This is a genomic window from Curtobacterium sp. USHLN213, assembly GCF_037144815.1.
Taxonomy (GTDB): Bacteria; Actinomycetota; Actinomycetes; order Actinomycetales; family Microbacteriaceae; genus Curtobacterium.
This window is the reverse complement of the sequence record NZ_JBBCYQ010000006.1, coordinates 122,696-139,767: the sequence shown is the minus strand read 5'-3', so window position 1 is coordinate 139,767 and position 17,072 is coordinate 122,696. Positions and strand designations below refer to the sequence as shown.

The 17,072-nt window shown below is 71.3% G+C and carries 14 protein-coding genes; 4 read left to right on the top strand and 10 right to left on the bottom strand.

From position 1 onward, the window contains the following. Nucleotides 1-20: 20 nt before the first annotated feature. The 7 genes from rhaI to WFH25_RS10130 all read right to left on the bottom strand — a co-directional run bounded on the left by rhaI (nt 21) and on the right by WFH25_RS10130 (nt 9,992). Nucleotides 21-1,190, bottom strand: coding sequence for an L-rhamnose isomerase (gene rhaI / locus WFH25_RS10160; RefSeq protein WP_336697572.1), 1,170 nt, complete (start codon nt 1,188-1,190; stop codon nt 21-23). A gap of 263 nt (nt 1,191-1,453) precedes the next feature. Continuing rightward, nucleotides 1,454-3,769 carry a family 78 glycoside hydrolase catalytic domain gene (locus tag WFH25_RS10155; protein WP_336697571.1) on the bottom strand — a complete coding sequence of 772 codons (2,316 nt, stop codon included), beginning with the start codon at nt 3,767-3,769 and terminating at the stop codon, nt 1,454-1,456. A 122-nt stretch (nt 3,770-3,891) separates the two neighbouring features. Next, nucleotides 3,892-4,695 (bottom strand): carbohydrate ABC transporter permease, encoded by an 804-nt coding sequence (locus WFH25_RS10150; RefSeq protein ID WP_071295632.1) that lies wholly within the window; start codon nt 4,693-4,695, stop codon nt 3,892-3,894. A gap of 86 nt (nt 4,696-4,781) precedes the next feature. Beyond that, nucleotides 4,782-5,636: a carbohydrate ABC transporter permease gene (locus tag WFH25_RS10145; RefSeq protein ID WP_083295454.1), complete on the bottom strand. Its 855-nt coding sequence runs from the start codon at nt 5,634-5,636 to the stop codon at nt 4,782-4,784. A 79-nt stretch (nt 5,637-5,715) separates the two neighbouring features. Next, nucleotides 5,716-7,038, bottom strand: a complete 1,323-nt coding sequence (locus WFH25_RS10140) for an ABC transporter substrate-binding protein (protein ID WP_336697570.1) — start codon at nt 7,036-7,038, stop codon at nt 5,716-5,718. A 507-nt stretch (nt 7,039-7,545) separates the two neighbouring features. Continuing rightward, on the bottom strand, nt 7,546-8,640 hold the full coding sequence (locus tag WFH25_RS10135; protein WP_336697569.1) for a LacI family DNA-binding transcriptional regulator: 1,095 nt from the start codon (nt 8,638-8,640) through the stop codon (nt 7,546-7,548). Nucleotides 8,641-8,981: 341 nt separating this feature from the next. Next, on the bottom strand, nt 8,982-9,992 hold the full coding sequence (locus tag WFH25_RS10130; RefSeq protein ID WP_229087147.1) for a LacI family DNA-binding transcriptional regulator: 1,011 nt from the start codon (nt 9,990-9,992) through the stop codon (nt 8,982-8,984). A gap of 123 nt (nt 9,993-10,115) precedes the next feature. Here WFH25_RS10130 and WFH25_RS10125 point away from each other — a divergent pair, with 123 nt between their 5' ends. The 4 genes from WFH25_RS10125 to WFH25_RS10110 all read left to right on the top strand — a co-directional run bounded on the left by WFH25_RS10125 (nt 10,116) and on the right by WFH25_RS10110 (nt 14,102). After that, nucleotides 10,116-11,477: an MFS transporter gene (locus tag WFH25_RS10125; protein ID WP_309886291.1), complete on the top strand. Its 1,362-nt coding sequence runs from the start codon at nt 10,116-10,118 to the stop codon at nt 11,475-11,477. A gap of 56 nt (nt 11,478-11,533) precedes the next feature. Then, nucleotides 11,534-11,875: an L-rhamnose mutarotase gene (locus WFH25_RS10120; RefSeq protein ID WP_071295614.1), complete on the top strand. Its 342-nt coding sequence runs from the start codon at nt 11,534-11,536 to the stop codon at nt 11,873-11,875. A gap of 103 nt (nt 11,876-11,978) precedes the next feature. Then, entirely contained in the window at nt 11,979-12,893 is a 915-nt protein-coding gene (locus WFH25_RS10115) for a metallophosphoesterase (protein ID WP_336697568.1), read from the top strand. A gap of 147 nt (nt 12,894-13,040) precedes the next feature. Further along, nucleotides 13,041-14,102 carry an NADP-dependent oxidoreductase gene (locus tag WFH25_RS10110; RefSeq protein WP_336697567.1) on the top strand — a complete coding sequence of 354 codons (1,062 nt, stop codon included), beginning with the start codon at nt 13,041-13,043 and terminating at the stop codon, nt 14,100-14,102. Here WFH25_RS10110 and WFH25_RS10105 read toward each other — a convergent pair. From WFH25_RS10105 to WFH25_RS10095, 3 genes are read right to left on the bottom strand one after another with little or no spacing between them, the layout of a single operon-like run. Beyond that, on the bottom strand, nt 14,099-14,989 hold the full coding sequence (locus WFH25_RS10105; protein WP_336697566.1) for an ABC transporter permease: 891 nt from the start codon (nt 14,987-14,989) through the stop codon (nt 14,099-14,101). The genes WFH25_RS10110 and WFH25_RS10105 overlap by 4 nt on opposite strands. Continuing rightward, nucleotides 14,976-15,926 carry an ABC transporter ATP-binding protein gene (locus tag WFH25_RS10100; protein ID WP_071295618.1) on the bottom strand — a complete coding sequence of 317 codons (951 nt, stop codon included), beginning with the start codon at nt 15,924-15,926 and terminating at the stop codon, nt 14,976-14,978. The genes WFH25_RS10105 and WFH25_RS10100 overlap by 14 nt, the downstream gene beginning before the upstream one ends. After that, nucleotides 15,923-16,993, bottom strand: coding sequence for a LolA family protein (locus WFH25_RS10095; RefSeq protein WP_336697565.1), 1,071 nt, complete (start codon nt 16,991-16,993; stop codon nt 15,923-15,925). Before WFH25_RS10095 ends, WFH25_RS10100 begins: the two co-directional genes overlap by 4 nt. Nucleotides 16,994-17,072 lie beyond the last annotated feature (79 nt).

Genomic DNA, 17,072 nt, shown 5'->3' with positions numbered 1-17,072 from the left:
TCCTGTGCTTGTCATGGTGTCTACGCGCCCCAGCCGGCCTGCACGCCGCCGACCCGGTCCTCGGCGATCTGCCGCTGGTAGCCGGAGTCGAGGTAGGCGCGCATCGGGTTCGCGGGGAGCCCGCGGGACTCGCGCCAGGCGGCGAGGTCGGCCCGGACGTCGGTCTGGTACGCGTCCATGAAGATCTCGTTCGCGCCGAGGACGTCGTGCGCTTCCTGTGCGGCGGTCAGTGCGACGCGGTCGAGGAGCAGTGCTCGGGCCGTCATCTCCTGGACGTTGAGCACCGAGCGGATCTGCCCGGGGATCTTGTCCTCGATGTTGTGGCACTGGTCGAGCATGAACGCGACGTCGGGGCTGTCGTAGCCGCCGCCGCGGATGACCTCGACGAGGATGCGGAACAGCTGGAACGGGTCGGCGGCGCCCACGATCAGGTCGTCGTCGGCGTAGAAGCGCGAGTTGAAGTCGAAGCTGCCGAGCTTGCCGAGGCGGAGGAGCTGCATGACGATGAACTCGATGTTCGTGCCGGGGGCGTGGTGGCCGGTGTCGAGGCAGACCATCGCCTTGTCGCCGAGCGCGGCCGTCTGCACGTAGCTCGTGCCCCAGTCCGGGACGTCCGTGTGGTAGAACGACGGCTCGAAGAACTTGTACTCGAGCACCAGGCGCTGGTCCGGGCCGAGGCGGTCGTAGATCGTGGTCAGCGAGTCGTGGAGGCGGTCCTGGCGGGAGCGCATGTCCTCCTGGCCGGGGTAGTTCGAACCCTCGGCGAGCCAGATCTTCAGGTCGCGGGAACCCGTGGCGTCCATCACGTCGATGCAGCGCAGGTGGTGGTCGATCGCCTTCTGCCGGATCGTCTCGTCGACGTGGGTCAGGGCGCCGAACTTGTAGTCGTCGTCCTGGAAGGTGTTCGAGTTGACGGTGCCGAGGGAGACGCCGTGCTCCTCCGCGTGGCGCTTCAGGTCGGCGAAGTCGTCGACGAGGTCCCACGGGATGTGGAGCGCGACGGTCGGTGCGAGCCCGGTGTACCGGTGGACCTGGGCGGCGTCGGCGATCTTCTCGTAGGGGTCGCGCGGGGTGCCGGGGGTCCCGAACACCTTGAAGCGGGTGCCGGAGTTGCCGAACGCCCAGCTCGGGAGCTCGATCGCCTGCCGGGCCAGCTGGTCGGCGACGGAGCTGAAGCTCGCTGATGTCATCGTGTCACTTCCTCGTGTCGATTGAATCGTTTCATACGGTACGTGCTGCGCGAGGTTCACGCAAGCCGGGGTGTGGTCGCGCGCTCCGTGGTGGCGGTTCGGGGCGGTGCTGCACAACCACAGTGCGTTCGAACCGCGCGATCGCGCGGCGCAACGTGCCTTTGGTTGTGCGCCGCCCCGCGGCCGCCGCGGCGGCCGCGCGGCGGGCGCCGGGCGGCGCGGTGGGCGGCGGGCCGCGGGCCGCGCCGCCGCCGCGGCCGCCGCTACCCCGCGGGGACCGCGGCCGGCGCGCGCAGCTCGTGCGTGCCTCCCGACACGCGCTGCTCCGCAGCACCAGGCAGCCGCACCACCGCGGTGACGCCCTCGGGCACGGTCACCCGCACGAGCAGCTCCCCGTCGACGAGCTCCCACCGCACGGCGACGTGCCCGTGCACGGTGTCGAGCGAGGTCGACGCCCACGTGAGACCGCCTCCGGGCTGCGGCGCCACGAGCACCGACTCGTACCCGGGCGTCAACGGCGCGAGACCACCGACCACGCGGTGCATCCAGTCCGCCACGGCACCGAGCGCGTAGTGGTTGAACGACGTCATCTGGCCCGGGTTGATGGTGCCGTCCGGCAGCATCGAGTCCCACCGCTCCCACACCGTCGTCGCGCCCATCGTCACCGGGTACAGCCACGACGGGCACTCGGTCTGCAGCAGCAGCCGGTACGCGTCCTCGAGGTGTCCGGTCTGCGTCAGCGCATCCGTGATGAACGGCGTCCCGGCGAAGCCCGTCGAGATCCGGTACCCGGACTGCTCGACGAGCTCCGCCAGACGGTCGCCGGCCGTGGCCTGCTCCGCCTCGGACAGGATCCCGAACACGATCGCGAGCGTGTACACGGTCGTGCAGTCGGACAGGATCCGACCGTCGTCCTGCAGGTAGTGGGTCCGGAAGCCGGCCTGGAGGCGCGACGCGAGTTCCCGGAACTCGCTCGCTTCCGCCTCGTGGCCGCCCAACAGCTCGGCCGCGTCCGCAGCGATGGTGGCGGACCGGTACGCGCAGATCGTCGCGACGACGCCCTTGTCGGCCTTCGCCGCCGCGGGGTCCTCCGGCGGGGCGTCCGGGTCCAGCCAGTCGCCGAACTGGAACACGGTGTCCCACAGGTCCTCGGGGGAGAGGTGGTCGCGGATCCGCCGGAGGTGCGCGGCCATGGACGGGAACTGCTCCTCGAGCACCGCGGTGTCGCCGTACGCCTGGTAGAGCGTCCAGGGCACCCACACCCCGGCGTCCGACCAGACAGCGGTGGCGTCGGGCTTGCCGAAGTCCTCGGCGGGCGAGTACTTCAGCACGTCCGGCACGACGAAGGGGATGATGCCGTCGGCGTGCTGCTGCTCGAGCCACACGTCGCGGAGCCAGTCGCCGAGGAACGCCCGCGTGTCGAAGAGGTACGAGGCCGTCGGTGCGAACGCGGCGATGTCGCCGGTCCACCCGAGTCGTTCGTCGCGCTGCGGGCAGTCGGTCGGCACGCTGAGGAAGTTCCCCTGCATGCCCCGCACCACGTTGTCGTGGAAGGTGTTCAGCAGCTCGTGGCTCGACTCGAACGTGCCGGTGCGGGGGAGGTCCGACCCGACCTGCACCGCGGTGAGGGCGGTGCGGAGCTCGTCGAGCGTGCCGGGCCACCCGTCGACCTGGGCGTACCGGAAGCCGTGGAACGTGAAGCGCGGCTCGAAGACGTCCTGGCCGTCCCCGCTGAGGGTGAAGTGGTCGGTGGCCTTCGCGGTGCGCAGGGGGCGCGTGCCGAGCTCGTCGTGCTCGAGGACCTCGGCGTGCTGCAGGGTCAGGACCGTCCCCGCCGGGCCGGACGCGGTCACCCGGATCCAGCCGACGAGGTTCACGCCGAAGTCGACCAGCGTGGCGCCGGCGGGGCTCGTCCAGACCTCGACCGGGGCGATCTCGGCGAGCGGTCGGACGGGCGGCACGGTGTCGGCGACGAGCTCGCGCTCCCCGAGGTCCACCGTGTGCACCGTGCTCGTGCGGCCCTCGTGTCCGTCCACGCTCGGCACCGTCACGTCGCCGGGCGTGAGGAAGGAGCCGTCGCGCAGGCGGGCGTCGACGTCCTCGCCGTCGTAGAGCTGGTCGGCCGTGATCGCACTCGACAGCGCCTGCCAGTCGGTGTCGGTCGCGACGAGCTGCTCGTGGCCGTCGGCGAAGGTGACGCGGAGTTCGGCGAACCCGGCGACCTCGTCGGCGTACCAGCCGCCACCGCCGCCCCAGGCGAGGCGTCCGGCGGCCCAGCCCTTGCCGAGGACGAGCGCGAGGACGGCCGCGCCACCCGGCTCGGCATCGGTGAGGTGTGCCGTGACGTCGCGCGAGACGACGCGGACGCGCCACTCGTAGCTCGTCCACCCCGGTTCGAGCAGGTGGTCGGAGACGCGCTGCCCGCCGAGCCAGGCCTCGACGACGCCGAGGGCGCTGACGTCGAGGGTCGCGCTCGTCACGGCGCCGTGGCCGTCGTCGAGGGTGAACTCCCGGCGCAGGATCGGTGCGCTCCCGAGGTCGGCGTCGCTGGCGATGAACGGTGCTGTCCAGGCGGTCATGTGGTGTGTCCTTTCACGCGACCGGTCGTCGTCGACCGGTGCGGGGGTCGTGGGCCCGGCCACCCGCCCGCGGGGGGCGGGGTGGTGGAGGCGGGTCGCGCCTCCAGGCCGTGGATCGGGCGTCAGCCCTTGACGGCGCCGCTCGTCATGCCGGCGACGATCTGACGGTTGAAGAAGATGTAGAGGATCAGGGGCGGGATCGTGATGAGCAGCACGTCCGTGAACAGCAGGTTCAGCTGGCTGACCGACTGGCTCTGGAACGTGTACAGCGTCTGCTGCACCGTCGCGTTCTCGGAACCCGGCAGGAAGTACAGCGGGTTCGTGAAGTCGTTGAACACGGTCACCGACTGCACGAGCACGACCGTGATGATGACCGGCTTGAGCAGCGGCAGGACGACCCCGAAGAACAGGCGGATCGGACCGGCGCCGTCGAGCACGGCTGCCTCGTCGAGCTCCTTGGGGATCGTCGCGACGAACGCCCGGAAGAGCAGGATGCAGAACGAGAGGCCGAAGGTCGCCTCGATGAGGATCATCCCGCCCATGGTCTTGAACAGGTTGAGCCCCTGCAGCACCCAGATCGTCGGGACGATCGCGGGCGGGACGATGAGGCCGGCCAGGACGAAGAAGTTGATCAGACCGTTCCACTTGCTCGGCCGCCGTTGCAGGACGTAGCCGACCATCGCGGAGAACACCACCATGATGATGACGCTCCCCACGGTGAGCACGGCGCTGTTCAGGAACGATCGCAGGATCCCGCCGTCGCCGGTCTGCATGACCGCCACGAGGTTCTGCCACAGCTGCCACTGGGTCGGCAGGCTGAAGCCGAGCTGGTTGGCCTCGGCCGGGCTCTTCGCGGCCTGCAGCAGGACGAAGACGAACGGCACGAGGAAGACCACGAAGCTGACGACGATCGCGACGATGCCGATGACCCACTTGCGTGCGGTGTGCGGGCTCCGTCGGCGCGGGGTGGGCGTCTTCGCGGCGCCGGCGCGTCGGCCGGTGGTGATCGCGGTCACAGGTCCGCCTCCTTGCGGTTGATGAGCCAGGAGATCGGGACCATGATCGCCGTGACCACGATGAACAACACGACGTTGCCGGCGGTCGACAGCCCGTAGAACCCGGCCTGGTACTGCTTGTAGATCACGCTCGCGATGACGTCGCTCGTGAAGCCGGGGCCGCCGCCGGTCATCGCCCAGATGAGGTCGAACGACCGCAGGCCGCCGATGAGCGACAGGATGATGACCGTCCCCATCGCCGGGCGGGACAGCGGCAGCGTGATGTTCTTGAAGATCGTCCACGCGCTGGCGCCGTCGACCCGGGCGGCCTCGAAGTACTCCTGCGGGATCGCCACGATGCCGGCGATGAAGATGAGCGTCGCGATGCCGACGCCCTTCCAGACGTCCACCGCGGCGACGCTCCAGAGGGCGAGGGCCGGGTCGGTCAGCCACCCCGGAGTGGGGAGGCCGACCGCCCCGAGGGCGCCGTTGATGATCCCGTGGAAGGGGTCCATCAGCGCCTTGAACGTGATGCCGATGCCGATGGTCGACACCAGCACGGGGAAGAACACCACCGCTCGGAGGTACCCGCGCCCGAGCACGGGGCTCGTGAGGAGCAGGGCGAGGGCGAGTCCGAGGACCACCTTCGCCGCGCTCGTCACGAACCCGTACTCGAACGTGTGCACGAACCCGGAGACGAGCTGCGGGTCCTGGAAGAACCGGACGAAGTTGTCGAAGCCGATGAAGGTCTGGTCGAACAGCGTCCAGCGGGTGAGCGAGAAGTAGAACCCCGCGAAGGTCGGGACCGCGAAGAACACGACGTAGAGCGCGATCGCCGGGATGAAGAACCAGGCCGGGTAGAACGAGCGCATGCGGCGCCGTGCCGGCCCGGGGCCTGCCTTCGTGGTCTGCGGCGGGGCCACCGCCGTCGTGAGGGTCGCGGTCACCGGATCACCAGCCCTTGATGCCGAGCTGCTGGGCCTGCTGGACGACGTCGTCGTCGTACTGGTCAGCGCCCTTCGCCGCGTTCGTGATGCCCGAGCCGACCTGCACGCAGATCTTCTCGAGGTTCGGGCCCTTGATCGGGGAGAGGAACTCGAGTGCCGGGCTCGCCTTGCCGTCGTCGAGGTACTTCTGCAGGTCGCCGATCATCGGCGGGACGGAGTCGGGCAGGGTGCAGGTCGAGATGACGTACGGGCCACCGGGGGTGCCGGTGTCGTTCTGCACCTTGCAGCCCTCGGACGAGTTCGCGAAGGCGACGAACTTCTTGGCGGCCGCGAGCTCGTCACCCGTGGTCGTCTTCGGGATGTAGAGGCCGTTCGGCTCCCAGATGGTGAGGTTCGTGTCGTCCGCGTTCTCCGCCGGGAGGGCGAAGGCACCGATGTCGTTCACCGCGTCGGGCGAGTCCTGCTGGATCGCCGAGATCGCGTTGGTCAGCATCGGGTACTGGGCGCCCTTGCCCTCGGCGAGCATCTTCAGGCCGTTCGCCTGCGTGGCGGACGCGTAGTCCTCGTTGTAGAGGTCCTTGTCCTTGCCCTCCTGGAGGTGCTGGAACCCGGCCAGTGCCGGCTGCTCCGCGTAGGACTCCTTGTGCTTCGTGTACTGCGTCGCCCAGTTCTTCTGCTGCGCGGTGATGTTCGCGAAGTCGCCGAGGACGAACAGCTGGCTGGTCCAGGTGTCGCCGTAGGTCTGGATGATCGGCGCGATGCCGGCGTCCTTGATCTTCTCGCTGTTGCTGATGAAGTCCGACCACGTGGTCGGGACGCTCAGGCCGAGGTCCGCGTAGACCTTCTTGTTGTAGAGGACGGCGCCGCCGAAGCTGGTGCCGAACGGTGCGCCGTACATGCCCTTGTCGGTGCTGACGACCTTGGTGAACTGCGGGTCGACGTCCTTCGCCCAGCTCTCCTTCGAGAGGTCGACGAGGGTGTTGTCCGGGTTGAGCGCCTGCATGAGCGAGCCGGAGTTGTAGTTGAAGACGTCGGCCATCTCGCCGGTCGACAGCCGGGTCTTCACCAGGTTGTCGCCGTCGGTGCCCTGCGGCTTCGTGTCGAACTTGACGGTGATGTCGGGGTTCGCCTTCTCGAACGCGGCGATGAGCGGCTTCGCGGTGGCGGCGGTGGCCTCGGCGTTGTCGGCGAGGTACGTGATCGTGACCTTGCCGCCGCCGCTGCCGGTGTCGGCGGAGCCGCCCGACGAGCACGCGGCCAGGCTGCCGATGAGGACCGCGGCGCCGCCGATGGCGAGCAACCTGGTGGTCAGGGGACGAGCTGACATTCCTTACCTCCTCGTAAGGCCCGGGACTGGGGGAACCCGGGTGAAACGGACCCGGTCACCGCGCCGATGCGGTTCCCGGTGGTGCTGTTTAGAACGTTTCAATCGGAATGGAACCATGCGGATTGAAGCGTGTCAATCACCGATCCTGATTCGTTACGCAAGTGGGCGGTCCCGCCGGCCGTGGGAGCCGGGAGGCGCGGGGCGGCCCCGGCGGGCGGGGCGCGCTGGGCGGGCGGGCGGTGCGGGCGCGGCTGCGCTGGCGGCAAAGCGACACCGTGCCGCCGAACCCGCGTGGGAATGTGTCGCTTCGGCGGGGTCGAGCGCGGAGCCGTCCTGTGAACTGTCGCTTTGGCGGCGCGTTCGGGGCGCGGCGGGCGGGCGGTCCCGAGGTTTCGCGCGCGCGGGCCGCCGCGCGAGACTCGCCTCGGCGGACACTTTCGCGGCTCCGCGCCCGCGAAACTGTCCGCCACCGCGAGACTCGGGAGCGCCGAGCGCCTCGCGCGCCCGTCAGGCCTCGGTGCGCCTCGGGTCGCTCGGCGCCGTCCGGGCAGCCGCCTCGGCCGCCCCCGCCCGCCCGAGGGTGCTCTCGCGCGGCACGAGCTCGCTCCCGAGCACGACCGTCCGGTGCACGTGCTCCGCGGGGTCCTCGTCGAGCTCGGCCAGCATGAGCTCGACCGCCGCCGCGCCCATCTCCGACCCGTGCATCGTCACCGAGGTCAGCGGCACGGCACCACCCCACGCGACGGAGTTGTGGTCGCAGCCCGACACCGGGATGTCCTCCGGCACCCGGATCCCCGCCGCGCGCAGTTCGGACACGACCGCCATGGCCAGCAGGTCCGTCACGCCGAGGATGCCGTCCGGCCGCTCGTCCGCCGGCATCGCGGCGATGCGTGCACCGGCGTCGGTCCCGCCGGGAGGATCGATGTCCCCCGCGTCGATGTCGACGAGCGTGACCTCGGGGTGGGCGGCGACCGCACGGAGCACCCCCGCCCGCCGACGTTCGACGGGCTGCAGCTCCGCGCGGGCGCTGACGAACCCGATGCGTCGGCAGCCGCGTTCGATGAGGTGCTCCGTCGCGAGGAACGCCGCTTGCTCGTTGTCCACCACCACCGAGCACGCATCGACCTCGGTCGGCTCGAAGTTCACGTAGACCACCGGTCGCCCGTGCCGCCGCGTGGTCTCGACCTGCTCGCGGGACTGGGTCATCGGGGCGAGCAGGATCCCCGACACACGTGCGCTCTCGAGGAACGCGAGGTGCTCACCCTGCGCCTGCAGGTCGTCCTCGCTGCTCGTGATGAGCAGGGTCAGCCCACGCTCGCGCGCGGCGAGCTGCGCACCGTTCACCATGTCGCTGAACAGGGAGTTGCGGAGGGACATCACGACGAGCCCGATCGCCCGCGTGCTCCCCGAGACGAGTGCCCGCGCGTTGCGGTTCGGCGTGTACCCGAGGTCGGTGATCGCGGCACGGACCCGCGCAGCCGTCGCGTCCGCCACGCGTTCCGGGTGGTTCAGCACGTTCGAGACCGTCGCGAGCGAGACGCCCGCCCGAGCGGCGACGTGGTGCACGCTCGGCGGTCCGTCGCGCCGGGGGACATGCACCATGCTCCGATCGTAGGCGGACCGGCGCGCCCTCCCGGCCATCCGCCGGACAGGACGGCGGACCGGCGCTCCCTCCCGGCCATCCGTCGGACGGGGAGGTGGGCCCCACCAGCCGGTCCCGGCGCACCGCGCCAGCGCGGCGACGGCCGTGACGGGAGGCGCGGTGCGGCGCCGACCCGCGCCTCCCGTCCGACGCGGCTCGCCGCCCGGTCCGCGAACGCGACGGTGTGCCGCGAACGGTCGCCGGGGGTTTGTCGCTCTGCCGGCACGGACGCCACGGCATGCCTGTGTCCTGTCGCTCCGGCGGCACGATCACGGGCGCGCGGCGAAGCGCGCAGCGCACCTCAGCGCTCGGCGACGGTGGACTGCCGCACGACGAGCTCGGGCGTGAACTCCACGTGCAGCTGGTCCGTGCCCTGCCCCTGGTCCACCTGGGCGAGCAGCAGTTCGATCGCCCGCCGCCCGAGGTCCTGCGCCGGCTGCCGCACCGAGGTGAGCGGGACGACCGCGGCCTCGGCGAACGCGATGTCGTCGTACCCGACGATCGCGATCTCCTCCGGAACCCGGATCGACCCGCGCATGATGAACGCCTGTTCGAGGCCGACGGCGAGCAGGTCGTTCGCCGCGAACACCGCGTCCGGGCGGTCGGCGGCCGGGCGGGCCTGGATCTCCTCGCCGACGCGCCGACCCTCGAGGACGGAGAGCGACGTGGTCGGGATCACCTCGAGTGCCGCACCCGCCGCCTCGGCCGCGGCGACCGCGCCGGAGTGGCGGTCGGTGACCTGCCGGATGCCGAACGGGCCGCCGACGAAGGCGATCCGCCGGCGCCCGATCGCGGTGAGGTGCGTGACGGCGATGCGGCCCCCGGCGACGTCGTCGACGGAGACGGACGCGAAGTGCTCGTCGTCGGCACGGCGGTCCACGAGGACCACGGCGGTGCCCTGGTCGCGCAGGCGCTCGAGGCGGCCGAGGTCGTCCCCGGCGGGGGAGATGAGGAGCCCGGCGACGCGGCGCTCCTCGAAGAGGTCGACGTAGGTGTGCTCGCGGTCGACCGACTCGTCGGAGTTCCCGACGAGGACGGCCAGGCCCTTCTGCATGGCCGCGTCCTCGGCGCCGCGGGCGACGTCGGTGAAAAACGGGTTGCCGCCGTCGAGCACGATGAGCCCGACGGTCGAGCTGCGGCCGGCGCGGAGCTGGCGGGCGGAGTCGTTGCGGACGAACCCGAGTTCGGCGATCGCGGACTGCACGCGTTCGACGGTCCCCGGTGCCACCTTGTCGGGACGGTTCAGCACGTTCGAGACGGTGCCGAGTGACACGCCGGCGAGCGCTGCGACGTCCCGAACGCTCACTGCCATGGGGTCATCCTGGCATCGGGGCGGGCGTTCCGGTGGAGCGACTTGCCCTCCGGCCGAACGACGAGTACCGTCTCCGCAGCACCGTTGAAACGATTCACTGACGAACACGCGAACGGAGGACCAATGGCGGTCCGTATCGGAGCCCGCAACACCACGGGCTGGAAGGCGACGATCTCGGTCGCCATGTCGAACTACATCGAGTCGGGGTCGATCATCGCGATCGCCACGAGCCTCAGCCTCTGGCAAGCGCAGTTCCACGTCGGGGACCTGCAGGTCGGGCTCCTCGCCAGCCTGTCCGCGAACGCGTTCGGCGCAGCGGCCGGCGCCATCATCGGCGGACCCCTGTGCGACCGCTACGGACGGAAGTTCATCTACACCTACGACCTGCTGCTGTACATGCTCGGGATCCTGCTCGCGGTGTTCGCCGGCAGCTACGGCATGCTCCTCGTCGGGTTCATCCTCACCGGCATCGCGGTCGGCGCGGGCGTCCCCGCGAGCTGGACCTACATCGCCGAGCAGGCCCCGGCCGACAAGCGCGCGGCCCACGTCGGCACCGCGCAGCTCGCCTGGTCGATCGGCCCCATGGTCGGCTTCGCCCTGGCCATCGCCGCCGCGCCGCTCGGGCTCCTCGGCAGCCGCCTGATCTTCGCGCACCTGTTCGTCGTCGCCGCGATCGTGTGGTGGCTGCGACGCGGCCTGCCCGAGTCCACGATCTGGAAGGACGAGCGCGCGGCCACCGGCTCCGCGAACTTCTTCCACGGCTTCACCCAGCTGTTCAGCCGCCGCAAGAACCTCACCGCGATGCTGTTCCTGTTCGGCGTCTACGCGCTCTGGAACACCGTGGCCGGGCAGGCCGGCATCTTCCAGCCCCGCGTCTACTCCGCCACCGGCGTGACGAGCGTCACCGAGCAGTACGGGCTGCAGATCCTCGTGTGGGGCTGCACCGTCGCCGCGACGTACTTCGGGTTCATGCGCTTCGCCGACCGGATGAGCCGGAGGCTGCTCTACGCGATCGGCGCCGCGCTCGCGGTCGTCGCCTGGGCCGTCCTCATCTACGCGCCCGCGAACCTCGGCACGCTGCTGTTCTTCGCGATCGCGTGGGGCATCTCGTCGGGCATCGGCGCGCAGGCCTTCTACGGGCTCTGGACGAGCGAGCTGTTCGCCACCCGGTACCGCGCGAGCGCGCAGGGCGTCCTGTTCCTCGCCGCGCGGGTCATGGTCGGCCTGCTGAGCATCTGGTTCCCGCTCCTGCTCTCCGACATCGGGCTCCGTGCACTCGGCGGGCTCATCCTCGGCCTGCTCGCGCTGTCGTTCCTGGTCGGGACGATCTGGGCGCCGCGGACGCAGGGCAAGACCCTCGAGGAGATCGAGGCCGAACGCTACGGCACCGTCACCAGCGCGACCGGCACGGTCCGCACGCCCGAGGAGCACGCCGCGCGCCAGCAGACGCTGCGGGGTGCGCGAGACGAGCGGACGCCACGGTGAGCGACGCGGACCGGCGTGATCCGCGCCTCCCGGACGGCACTGGAGGCGCGGATCACGTGACCCGCGTCTGCTTCCGCCTGCAGGTGGGGACCGAGCACCTCGACGCCTACCGCGAGCGGCACGCCGCGGTCTGGCCGGCGATGCTGCGGGCGATCGCGGCCGCGGGACGTCGGAACTACTCGCTGTTCCTCGACGACGACGGCCTGCTCATCGGGTACTACGAGACGGACTCGGTGGCGGATGCCGACGCGTCGCTCGCCGCGTCCGAGGTGGCCGCCGCGTGGGAGGCGCACATGCAGGACCTGTTCGACGGCGCGACCGGGCGGGCGGACCAGGCGGCACGCGTGCTGCCGGAGGTCTTCAACCTCGAGGACCAGCTCGCTTCGGGCGCATCGTGAGCAGGAATGGTCGGGTCCCGTCGCCGGACCCGACCATTCCTGCTCACTGAACGACGTCCGCGGGGCACCGGGGACTGCAAGGCACCCTCGCTACCGTGGGGCCATGCAGCAGCCCGCAGCCGGGACCCTCCGCGTCCTCCACCTGTCCGACACCCACCTCACGGGCGACGGTGCCCTGCACCAGGGGTCCGTCGACACGACCGCCGCCCTCGAGGGTGTGCTCGCCCGGGTCGACGGCGTCCCGGGGATCGGGCTCGTGGTGGTGTCCGGCGACGTCTCCGAGGACGGCACTCCGGAGTCGTACGCCGCGGTGCTCGAGCGCGTCGGCGGCTGGGCGGAACGCCACGGTGCGGCGCTCGTCACCGTCCCGGGCAACCACGACCTCCGCGAGGGGTTCCGACAGGTCCTCGCGAACGGCCACGTCCTCGGCGAGGGCGGCCGGCCGCTCATGCACACCATGGAGTACCACCCTCCGACCGTGCCGGTCTGGGGGCAGTCCCTCGTCGCGGGTCGGCGGATCGTCACGGTCGACACGAGCGTCCCCGGGGTCGGCTACGGCGAGATCGCCGAGGCGTCGCTCGAACGACTCCGCGCCGCGCTCGCCGGCGACCACGCGCCGCACGGCACCGTCGTCGTGCTGCACCACCCGCCGCTGCCGGCACCGACAGCGCTGCACGAGGCCCTGCGACTCCGCAACCCGGAGGCGCTCGCCGACGCGATCCGCGGCTCCGACGTCCGGGTCGTGCTCGCGGGGCACTACCACCACCACTTCGCCGGGACCCTCGCGGGCGTGCCCGTGCTCGTCGCGCCCGGTGTCGCGAACGACACCGACGTCACCGGCGCCTACGACGAGGAGTCCGCGTACGTCGACTCCGGAGCGCTCGTCGTCGACGTCGCCGAGGACGGCTCGGTCTGGTCGACCCCGGTCCGCGTGCCGCGGCCGGACGCGGACCCGCTCGCGTTCGCGCTCGACGCGGACACCGTGGAGCGCGTCATCGAGGCGTCCACCGGGCAGTAGACGCACCGTTCGTCGGACGGGAGGGACGGTGCGGGCCCGCACCGTCCCTCCCGTCCGTCGTGTGCGGACGCCGGTACCCCGCGCGTTCGGGTTGCAGTCGGGAACTCCGAGTAGGCCGGTGGCACACCTGGAGCGAAGGAGCACCCCATGCGGATCGGCAGTGCAGTGCAGTACGACCGGTACGGCGACTTCGACGTCGTCGAGCTCGTCCCGCAGGAACGCCCGGAGGCGGGTCCCGGCGAGATCGTCGTCGAGATCGTCGCGGCGGGGCTCAACCACATCGAACGGTTCCTGCGGGAGGGCAAGCTCCAGGACCACATCGAGCTCACGTTCCCGGCTCGTCAGGGCGTCGACTTCGCCGGCATCGTCCGGGCGCGCGGCGACGGGGTCAAGGACCTGCGCGTCGGCGACGAGGTGATGGGGCACGCGCCGACCGGCGGGTCGCACGCCACCTGGCTCGTCGTGCCGCGCGCTGCCGTCATCAAGAAGCCGGAGCACGTCGGCTGGGAGGTCGCCGGCGGCCTCTACCTGGCCGGGTGCACCGCGGTGTCGGTCGTCCGCAGCCTCAAGCTCGGACCGGAGGACACCGTCGTCATCACCGCCGCGGCCGGCGGCGTCGGGCACATCGAGTGCCAGCTCGCGCACGACGCCGGGGCGACCGTCATCGCGCTCGGCAGTGCGCGCAACCACGACTACCTCCGCCAGATCGGCACCCTGCCCGTCGTGTACGGCGAGGGCGAGGAAGAACGCATCCGTGCGATCGCGGACGGTCGCCCGATCACCGCGTTCATCGACAACCACGGCGAGAGCCGGGCCGAGGAACTCGCGGAACGCCTCGGCGTCGCACCGGGGCGGTTCGTGTCGTCCGAGGCACGACGCGACATCGAGATCCGGTTCCTGCGGGCACCGGCCGAGGACGAGGAGACCCGGGAACTCCTGACCCTCCTGGCGAAGGCCGTGCAGGACCGTCGCGTGCAGGTGCTCATCTCCGGGTTCTACCCGTTCGAGTACATCGTCGAGGCGTACGAGGACCTCGCCGAGATGAAGTCCCGCGGCAAGGTCGTGATCGGGATGCAGACCGTCGAGACCGGTGCACGCATGGACTGGTACCGCTCGGAGAAGGCCCGGGACCTGCGCGACCGGTACGCGGACGCGCGGGGGAGCGACTCCGAGACGATGGCGGGCGGGTCGGCGAGCCCGAGTGCCTAGCTCAGGACGTCCTTCGTGGTGAACCGGCTGTACGCCAGCGCGCCGAAGACGACGACGTAGCCGAGCTGGAGCACGGCGTTCGACCCGAACGAGTCGAACGCGATCGGGTCGCGGAGCAGGTCGCCGAACCCGAGCCACTGGTGCGAGAGTAGGTACGGGTGCAACCAGTCGAGCTGCGGGAGCTGGTCGAGCACCTGGGACGCCCCGGCGAGCACCACCGTCGCGGCCATCGCACCGACCGGCACGCTCGTCAGGGTCGAGGCGAACAGCCCGATCGCCGACAGCCCGAGCATCGACAGCGTCACGTAGAGCGCGAGCAGCACGGCTCGGCCGGCGTAGGACCAACCGTCGACCTGCGTGCCCGAGAGGAGGGTCACCGGGCCGATCGGGAACAGTACGGCACCGATCGCGGCCCCGACCAGGACGATGAGGAGCGTCGCGGCGAGGCAGAACGCCACCGTCCCCGCGTACTTGACGAGGATGAACCGCACGCGGCCGGTCGGCGCGACGAGCAGGTAGCGGATGGTGCCGTGGCTGGCCTCGCCCGCGACGGTGTCACCCGCGACCACGCCCACGGTGAGCGGCAGGAACAGCGGGATCGACACGGTCAGCGCGGTGAACGCCACGAACAGCCCGTTGTTCGTGATGTCGCCGAGGAACGCGGGACCGCCGGAGTCGTCGCCGGTCGTGAGCCGGACGGCGACGGCGATGAGGATCGGCACGAGGGCGAGCGCCCCGAGCATCGCCCACGTGCGGCGGCGTCGGAAGACGAGGGCGAGCTCGGAGCCGAGGAGTGCGAAGGGGCGCTGGCGGGGACGCGGGGAGGCGCGGACGTCGTGCGACTGCGGGTCGTCCGTCGGCACGGTGGCGGCGTCAGGCTGCGACATCGAAGCCCTCTCCGGTGAGGGCGACGAAGAGGTCTTCGAGGGTGCCGCCGCCGACGGTGAGCCCGCGCACCCGGACGTCGGCGCGGACGAGCTCGGTCGTGATGGTCTCGGGCAGGACCTCTGGTGGCAGGTCGGCCACGAGGACGTCGGCACCGCCCTCGTGCCGCGGGGTCAGGCCGAGACGGCTCAGCACGGTGCCGGCCTGCCCGAGGTCGGGCGTCCGGACCGTGACCGTCCGGGCACCGGCGGCGCGGAGCTCGTCGAGCGGCCCCTGCGCGACGAGCTTGCCGGTCCGCATCACGGCGGCGTGCGTGCACACCTGCTCGATCTCGGCGAGCAGGTGGCTCGAGACGAACACGGTCGTGCCGTCGTCGGCGAGGGAGCGGATGAGGTTGCGGACCTCGCGCGTGCCCTGGGGGTCGAGGCCGTTCGTCGGTTCGTCGAGCACGAGGAGGTCCCGCGGGGCGAGCAGAGCGTTCGCGAGCCCGAGCCGCTGCTTCATGCCGAGCGAGTACGCGTGCGCCTTCTTGTCGGCCGCGTGCGAGAGCCCGACGCGATCGAGGGCGCTCGCCACCCGGGTCTTGCGGGTCCGTGGGTCGGAGGTGGGGTCGGCGGCGTCGAACCGGAACAGGTTCGCGCGGCCGGAGAGGTACGGGTAGAACGCCGGACCCTCGACGAGGGCACCGACGCGCGGCAGGACGTCGTGGAGGGCCTTCGGCATCGGTTCGCCGAGCACCTCGATCGTGCCGCCCGTCGCGCTGGAGAGCCCGAGGAGCATGCGGATCGTCGTCGTCTTGCCGGAGCCGTTCGGCCCGAGGAAGCCGAACACCGCGCCGCGCGGGACGGCGAGGTCGATCCCGTCGACCGCGCGCTGCTTGCGGAAGACCTTCGCCAAGCCGGTGGTGCGGATCGCGAGGGCTGCGTCGGGCGTGCTCACTCGGCTGCGGCGACCAGCGCCGACACCGGGACCGCGCCCGCGAGGACCCGGCCGTCGTCGGTGAGGTAGACCGAGACGAGCGAGGTCTGCACCGCGCGACCGCCGTCGACCGAACGGGTCAGCTGGTCGAGCAGCCCGCTGGCGTCGTCGCCGAGCGCGGTCTGGTCGACCGAGCCCTTCGGCAGTTCGGCGATGGTGCTCCAGCCCGTCCCCGTGACCGTCGGCTCGTCGCCGGTGCGTCCGTGTCGGTGCTGCGCGTCGCCCGTGCCGTGGGCTGCCGCGTCGGAGAGGTCCTTCGTCTCGACCGTCGCGCCCGTGGGCGGCGTGAAGTCGAACAGGCGTGCGGCCGGCGCGCCGTACTGCAGGCTCGTGAAGCCGACCTCGACGGCGGGGTCGGACTGGCCCTTCGCCTCGATCGTGGCGCGCAGCGGGAGGCCGGTCTGCTGGTCGACCGCCAGGCGCACGGACCCGACGAGCGTGCCCGTCGACTTCGGCGTGAGGGTGATCTGCCAGGCGTCGTGGCCGGCGACCCGGACGTCCTTCGGCTTCGACACCGTGGTGCTCGGCGTGATCGCGTCGATCGCCTGCTTGGCGATGTCGGACGGCGTCGCGGCGCCGTACTCCGGCGTCCGGGCGTCCTTCGGGAGGGTGACGTGCGTCGCCGTGCGCTCCTTCGAGTCCCAGGTCCAGACGTCGGACCCGTTCCGGACGAGGTCCTGCTCGGCGAGCTGCTGCGTCAGCTGGACGCGCTGCTTGTCGGAGCCGTCGACGTAGACGCGGGCGGTGTGCGACGAGGTGAGGAGGCCGAGCGCGTCCGAGGCGTCGCCCTCGAGCGAGGAGCCGCCGGACCCGGTCGGGAGCTCCGGCAGGCCGAGGTCGCTCGTCTGCACGAGCTTGCCGGAGTACTTCGCGTCGGACGACCCCGCGATGCTGGCGATGACGTCCGCCGCGCTCGGGTTCGTCCCCGCGACCGGGTCGCTCGACGCGTTCGCGATCATCGGCGCAGCGACGGCGCCGGCGACGACGACCGGTGCGATGACGGCGGGCAGCCAGGCTGACTTCTTCATCGGTTTCCCCTCGGTGGAGCATTCGGAGTCGGCAGTACGGTACGTCGGCCCGCCGACAGTGGGCTGGGCGTTCGTAGAC